This window comes from Kaistia granuli DSM 23481, assembly GCF_000380505.1.
Classification (GTDB): Bacteria; Pseudomonadota; Alphaproteobacteria; order Rhizobiales; family Kaistiaceae; genus Kaistia; species Kaistia granuli.
Genome location: NZ_AQYH01000015.1, coordinates 34,825 through 41,148, shown reverse-complemented (window position 1 = coordinate 41,148; position 6,324 = coordinate 34,825). Strand labels below are relative to the sequence as shown.

Below are 6,324 nucleotides of genomic sequence, written 5' to 3'. Positions count from 1 at the left end.
CCTTGGTAAGGGAGAGGTCGAGAGTTCAATCCTCTCTTGCAGCACCATTTCCCTCAATAAAATCAAATACTTACTGCCAAGCTAGAAACGCCCTAGCTAAGCCACCTGGCACATTTGGGCAGAACGAAGCGTGAAACTGCACGTGCACTCGTGCAAAATCCGTGCACGATGTTCCGCGAACGTTCCGGAGCCCCCATGTCCTACCGCCGCCTCCGCATACCTATCGCCGGCTGGATCGTAGTGATCGGCCTATGGGCTATGCTGCTCTGGCAGTTGGGTGCTGGGGTGTTCAAACTGGTGAGATCGGTGGCGGGGTGGTGAGGCAGCGAAACGCAAAAAAGCCCGGCCCCGTCCGAAGACAGAGCCGGGCTGATGATGGTCGGCGCGGTGGGGCCTGCCAGCGAACCCCACAAGGCGATCCGTCCTGTAAATCTGCAGGACGCTCTACGGCAGGCAGAATTTCACCGTGTCACGCACCTTGTCGTGGCTCACACCGAAGCGTGAGCGATAGGATCGACGCGGGCCGGGCTTGATACCGGCTTACCTAAGGTGCTCGTGCTGGTCGGGTGCACTCCGGGGGCCAGTCACTCCGCGCTTCCTTCAGCGCCGCCGCGTCGAAATCGAACTGTTGACGCGGCCCCTGGCGGGTGCCCCGAACGTCCTCAGGTAAGCCGTTGCTCCAGCGCCTGCCGCGTCGCCCGCATTCTACCCCATGCCGAATCGAAAGGGAATCGGCAACCGGGCGCAGAACTCTGCCATTTTCAGCCGGTTTCAAGCGTTTTGGAAATCACTCTTGACGGCCATCGCTTTCCGTGAACAAAAAAGGAACATGACCGGGACCATCCGAGAGATCATCGACGGCGAATATCGCCTCTACGCCTATTGCCACGAGTGCAACAAGTCGGCGGTCGAGGTGGACATGCCTGCGATGGCGGAGCGGTACGGGATGGATGCACCTGTCAAAGGGCCAAGACAGATCGGGCGCGGGCTACTCAAGTGCTCCCACTGCGGCTCGGCCAACTGCTCGATGCGGATACACCCTCACCTGCCCAAGTTCACACCCAACCGATGATGTCTGAGGCGAGCTTGATCCAGGACCACCAGAGCAGCAGGCTCAGCGCGACGATGCCGGCATAGACGAGGGTTCGGAGCAGCATGGCCTGAGGCTATCAGGCGAGTGAGATCTGGGTAAGCCCGCTCACCTTGTCGAGGAAGGCGCCCAGGTCGCCTGCCGAAGTGGCAGATCAGAAAGAAACGGCCTCAAAACTTTCTGAGGAAAGGCGACGGCTAGGGCAGCTGGGGCTCCGGAGGGAACACTGCCTGGGTGTAATCAGTGGCCGGCGGGTAGACCTTGTGCATCGCTAGGGCCCGGCCGGCGTCGCAGCACGACGCGAACAGATGCAGGAATTCGTACTCGGTCAGTTCCTGCCAAGGGCCGTCGCTGTGAAGGATGAGCTTGCCGCGGTCGAATTCGAGGCGGGCGGAACTAGCCATAGAGAGCCCTCAGTTCGAGCTGATCATAGAAGCGCGCCGAGATCACGATGCCGTTCTGGATCGCGAGATCCGCAACGCCATAGGTCCAGCCGGTCGTTCCGACGTTGTAGTCCTCGACCTGGCCCCACGGCATGCAGGTGCCGAGGTTGGTCAGGGTGATCCGGTTGTTCGGGCCCAGCTTCGCCACGGTCTTGTGCCGGAAGCGATGATCATGGCCCCAGACAACGGAATGCGTCGCGTCGTTGCCGATGGTGTTTTCCGAGTGCTTCCCGCCATATTCGCGCCCCATCTGATTGAGCGGCACGTGGACGAAGCCGACCCCATAGAGATAGAGCCACTTCCCGTACTCGTGGGTCTTCCAGCGGTAACGGCTAAAGGCCTGATCGATTCGGAGCGGGAAATCACCCGCCACGCGTGGATCTGCGTTCGCCATCCGCCAGGCGCGGTGCTCGTGATTGCCGAGAGTAATGTCGCGGGGGATGTCCGCTGGGCATTCGCTGTCGAAAGCCTCAAGACTGTCCTCTAAAGCCGCAAGTTCCTCATGGAACGCTGGTCGCTCGCTATCCTTGGCGCTGCCCTTAGCCGGATGGAACGAGCAGCTATCGAGTGAGGCATAGTCCCCGATGCAGACGATCCGGTCGGGCTTGGTCGCCGCGGCGTGGCGGGCGGCCAGGATCACGGGCTCATGGGTGCGGCCGGGCTTGCAATGGACGTCACCAATGCCGAGGACGCGGACGATTGGGCCTTCTGGTGGCGCAGCGTGGGTGATCGCCTGAACGCGCACCCTGGGCTTGCTCAGAGGCGCGTGAATGGTCTCGTAGGTGGTGAACTGGTCTTTCGGCTCTGCCGGCTTGGCGGCGAGATCGAAATTGTCGAGCGCGGCCCGGTAGCGGGTGACGAAGGTCCGAACCGACTTCACCACGCCGGCCTTCACCGCGGCGCGGCCGGCGGCTTCTACGGCACTGGGTGTGCCGCCCAGCTTGAACCCGGCGTCGACATGTTGCTGAACGAGGGCGACTGTGGCTTCCGCCACCTGTTTGGATAGCGGGGGAGTTGGCATCAGGCGGACCGTCCGATCATCTCGATCAGCACGGCCGCCGGCAATCGGACGCCGACCACGAAGCAACCGCCCGGCCCGAACAACGCCGCGAGCGCTACGCCACCAGGGGCCTTCAGCACGATCATGGAGGCGACCGGCTGGCTTGGCTTGCCGAGGGCGTCGAACATCATGTCCGCGGTCCGCTGCGCCAGCTCGGCGTCTTCGATCGAGACAACCTCGCCCTTGATCTGCTGCGCGACCTCGTGCGCTTGCTCGAGAGCCCGACCTTTGGCCTCCCTGCAACTCATATCCTCGGCGAGCGCCGGCAGGCAACCGGCCAGAGTCATGGCCGTAGCCGCAATCAACATGCGCATGGCAGTGCTCCTAGGGAGGGGGATTAGCGATTCTGAATGGCGAGCCAGATGAGGCCGAGCAGCCCTGTGATCAGGATGCCCATGGCTGTGACGAGCCCTTGCCGCTTCACGGTCTCGGAGCTGGTGCGCCAGGCGCGAAGGTGCTGGAAGTCTTTCTGAGCCTCGAGCGGCTCGTCGGTATCTATACCGAGCGCCAGAAGGGTCTCTTCTACCGTCGCCTTAACGATGGCGCGGATTTCGTCGTCGGTGCGCGTCATGGCTTCGCCTTCCAGCCGCATGCCTGCGCGCCATAGGTGTTGTGCTTGAGGATCTGGCGGGCGGTGCCGTCTGTAAGCCGGTCTTCGACGGACGGCCGGATCGGCCTCGAGGTGTCGCAGAAGCTACCGCGGGCGGTCACGCACCCACTCGCCAAGCTTGTCACGCACAGCATCAGGCCCAAGGCCATCAACCTTTTCATCGCTGGTGTTCCTGTTCCTGATGGCGGTGAGGTCATTGGCCTGCTGGCGGGATCGCTCCTGCTGCTTGCCGACAGAGATGAGCTTGAGAGCGGCGAGGCCGAGGGCGGCAGCGATGGCGACGCCTATGGCGCAGTAGCGGCCGATGCGGGTGGCGAGGAACCAGGCCAGCATCAGACGATCCCGCGCCGCTGCAGGGCCTTGAAGCCGATGAAGCCTCCGGCCGCCAGAACGGCGAGGAACGCCAGAAGCGCCCAGGGGCTGTCGATGAAGGCGAGAAAGCCGAACGCGCCCGAGCTGATCATGGTCATGATCGCGCCCATGAAGCTCTCCGACTTCAGGATCGAGCCCGGCGCAGGGATCGCAATGGGCGTGTCCGGCATCTCGGCGACGTCTGGCGGGAGCGGCTCGGCCTTGGGCGGCGAGACCCTCGGCGGCGCGGCGTCAGCGAAGATGGCCTTGGCCAGCGTGAGGTAGCGCTTGCGATCCGTCAGCCCGTTGAGCCCGCCATTGATCTTGCGGGTGATGCCCTCGACGTCGTCGGCGTCGGCAAGCGCATTCAGGCCCTTGGCCTTCCAGTACTCGCAGGCGATCTGGATCGAGTTGACGGGGTCGGCCGCACGCTCAGGAGCGCGAACGAGGTCGATGCCGATCGCCTTGCCGTACTTGGCGTAGTTGAACCGGCCGGTGCACTGAAAGATGCCCCTGCCCCGGAATCGCGCGCCGTCTCCCGGCTGGGTGTTGCCGAGACGCTTCCCGACCGAGGTCTGTGGGCCATAGCGCTTGTTGAAATAGGCGTCGTCGCCATACTCGACGAGCGTCTTGAAGCCGGCCGTCTCATGCGCCGCCTGGGCGATAAAGTGGGCAAACCGCAACGGCGTGGTGATGCCGTACCGTGCCAACGTCACGGAGAGCGACGGGGCGAGCCCAGCGAGAATTGCGGCATTGCCCTTGGGCGCAAGACGACGCAAATCGTCCGCCGTGACACGGGTCATGTCTTGTCTCCGGTGATAGGAAGAGGTTGACTTAACGTCAAGTTGTGCTGTTACTGAGAAAGCAACCGTCTCTGCTTCCAAGGCCCAGGCGGGGTGCGGTCCGCCGGCCTGATCCGAAACTCAGTGCCGGCGGGCATAATTCCCCCAAAATGGATCGACCACCGCGCGCCAGTTGGGCACGAGCATGTCTTGTCTCCGGTGATGTGGGGAGGTGCTGGCGGCGGCCGCTATCGAAACGCGGCGGCCACCAAAACACTGGAATTGTAGTTGAACGACACGGCGACCGAGCGAGAGTCGTTCGCATTGACCAGCGTGGCGGACGCGCCTGAACGACGCTGCTGAACGGAATAGTCGACGTTGAAGTTTTGAGTGGCGCCGCTCCACACAACCGTGCCCGGGCTAACGCCGTAGGCCACTTGATAATAGGCCACGATGATCCCGCCCGCCGCGACATTGAGCGAAGTAGACAGGTTGTTCGCGTTCGCAGCGCTTCCAAATGATGTTGCGGCGCTGGATGCCAGGAAACGGCTAATCCACCATGCGATTGGGACAACGCCGGTGTTCCCACCGAAATTTAGATTGGCGGCAACGCTTGTTCCTGTCGGTGCGGGGGCGGTGAATATGCCGGCCCTGATGGCGCCCTGGTCTCGGGTCCCCGCCAGGGTCGCCGTGGTGCCGCCCACTGTAATCGTGGGATTGCCCAGGGATGCTTTCCATGTGAGCGCTATGTGAACCCGGCGGCTCGCATCATTGCCACCAAGATTGTTCAGAGTGACATCAAACGATGAATTCGAGTTGGTGATGAAGTTGCTACCGCCAAACGCTACCGATGGGGGCTCTGAAGCAGCCCCGCCCGATGCCGCGAATACGCCGACCCCGAGGCTCACGCTGCGATGTCTCCGATAAGGTGCCATTCGTCGGTGGCAATCTTGATCAGCTGCGCGGCCGAGTACTGGCCACCGAGCTTGAGCTTGGCGCCACTTGACCGGATCGTGACGCCCGCCCCCGCAGCGATGGAAGTCTGGCCGGCGCCGTACTGGCCGATGTCGATCCAAGAGTTGACCGGGAAGGCTACAGAACTGTTTGGCGGCACCGTCAGCACATTGGCAGCGGCATTCGACATCCGGACGAGCTTGCCCTTGTCAGCGAGCACGAGCGTATAGGCGGTGCCGGTCTGGGAGTTGATGCCAGTGCGCTCGCCGATCTTCTCCGCCTCGATCGCAGCCCGCTGGGCGGCAGCAGACGCAGCGGTGACCATGGCCCGCCCAGCGGTCGTAATGCCGGCCAGATCCGCGTCGTAGGCGAGAACGTTGGAGCCGATAGCCACGCCCAGCGCGGTACGAGCGGCCGCTGCCGTCGTCGCGCCTGTGCCGCCATTGGCGAGGGATAGGGCTGTCCCCGACCAGTTAGCGTTGTTCACCGATGCCAGCAGCGCCAGAGCACCGAGGCCGAGGTTTGTCCGAGCTGTCGGCTTGTTGGTGAGATCGGACAGGTTGTTCGCGGCGAGCATGTCGCCAGTGCCGGCGCCGGCTGCCCCGCGAATGTCGGTCGCGCTGGCAATGGAGGCTGTGAAGCCGGTCGGGCCGACATACAGCCCAGTTGCCGGCTTGGTCCCCTGTCCTCCGACCCAATCGACGATCTGTGAGACGCGGCGCGAGCCGTCGACAACCGTGGCGTAGACCGGCGACCAGGCGCTGTTTCCTTGAGGGCCGGAGCCCTTCAGGTCTTGCAGCGATACCGCCCAGAACTGGCCGGTGTCGACGTCCTGCATCCAGACGAACGCCCGCTCGTTGTCGACGTCTGCCGATACGGGCAAGAGACGCAGATCCGGCCCGAACGTGAACCGGCCTGCCTCCTTGATCACCTTGAGGCCGTCCACCCCCTCGATGATAGCCGGCATTTTGGGGACAACGCGAACGGAAACGCCCCGCGAAGAGGATCTGAAAGCCATGCGGTGATGTCCTTGG

Annotated in this window: 10 protein-coding genes; 1 reads left to right on the top strand and 9 read right to left on the bottom strand. The window is 63.3% G+C overall.

Annotated elements, in window-relative coordinates; translation table 11 throughout:
- The first annotated feature begins 793 nt into the window (after nucleotides 1–793).
- The gene (locus G342_RS0118850) at nucleotides 794–1,072 is read left to right on the top strand and encodes a hypothetical protein (protein ID WP_040879149.1); all 279 of its coding nucleotides are present in this window, start codon (nucleotides 794–796) and stop codon (nucleotides 1,070–1,072) included.
- A gap of 215 nt (nucleotides 1,073–1,287) precedes the next feature.
- Here the strand turns inward: G342_RS0118850 and G342_RS0118840 are convergent, their stop codons facing one another.
- The 9 genes from G342_RS0118840 to G342_RS0118810 all read right to left on the bottom strand — a co-directional run bounded on the left by G342_RS0118840 (nucleotide 1,288) and on the right by G342_RS0118810 (nucleotide 6,308).
- Entirely contained in the window at nucleotides 1,288–1,494 is a 207-nt protein-coding gene (locus tag G342_RS0118840; RefSeq protein ID WP_018184723.1) for a hypothetical protein, read from the bottom strand.
- Nucleotides 1,487–2,554, bottom strand: coding sequence for a metallophosphoesterase (locus G342_RS0118835; protein ID WP_156831020.1), 1,068 nt, complete (start codon nucleotides 2,552–2,554; stop codon nucleotides 1,487–1,489). The genes G342_RS0118840 and G342_RS0118835 overlap by 8 nt, the downstream gene beginning before the upstream one ends.
- Nucleotides 2,554–2,907 carry a hypothetical protein gene (locus G342_RS0118830; RefSeq protein ID WP_018184721.1) on the bottom strand — a complete coding sequence of 118 codons (354 nt, stop codon included), beginning with the start codon at nucleotides 2,905–2,907 and terminating at the stop codon, nucleotides 2,554–2,556. The genes G342_RS0118835 and G342_RS0118830 overlap by 1 nt, the downstream gene beginning before the upstream one ends.
- Nucleotides 2,908–2,930: 23 nt before the next feature.
- Nucleotides 2,931–3,164: a hypothetical protein gene (locus G342_RS0118825; RefSeq protein ID WP_018184720.1), complete on the bottom strand. Its 234-nt coding sequence runs from the start codon at nucleotides 3,162–3,164 to the stop codon at nucleotides 2,931–2,933.
- A complete protein-coding gene (locus tag G342_RS26300) occupies nucleotides 3,161–3,304 on the bottom strand; it encodes a hypothetical protein (RefSeq protein WP_018184719.1) in 144 nt (47 codons plus the stop codon). The genes G342_RS0118825 and G342_RS26300 overlap by 4 nt, the downstream gene beginning before the upstream one ends.
- The gene (locus tag G342_RS24675; RefSeq protein ID WP_018184718.1) at nucleotides 3,288–3,536 is read right to left on the bottom strand and encodes a hypothetical protein; all 249 of its coding nucleotides are present in this window, start codon (nucleotides 3,534–3,536) and stop codon (nucleotides 3,288–3,290) included. The genes G342_RS26300 and G342_RS24675 overlap by 17 nt, the downstream gene beginning before the upstream one ends.
- Entirely contained in the window at nucleotides 3,536–4,357 is an 822-nt protein-coding gene (locus G342_RS25430; protein WP_018184717.1) for a glycoside hydrolase family 19 protein, read from the bottom strand. The genes G342_RS24675 and G342_RS25430 overlap by 1 nt, the downstream gene beginning before the upstream one ends.
- 227 nt (nucleotides 4,358–4,584) lie before the next feature.
- Nucleotides 4,585–5,244, bottom strand: a complete 660-nt coding sequence (locus G342_RS26125) for a hypothetical protein (protein ID WP_156831019.1) — start codon at nucleotides 5,242–5,244, stop codon at nucleotides 4,585–4,587.
- Nucleotides 5,241–6,308: a hypothetical protein gene (locus G342_RS0118810; protein WP_156831018.1), complete on the bottom strand. Its 1,068-nt coding sequence runs from the start codon at nucleotides 6,306–6,308 to the stop codon at nucleotides 5,241–5,243. The genes G342_RS26125 and G342_RS0118810 overlap by 4 nt, the downstream gene beginning before the upstream one ends.
- Between the last annotated feature and the right edge of the window lie 16 nt (nucleotides 6,309–6,324).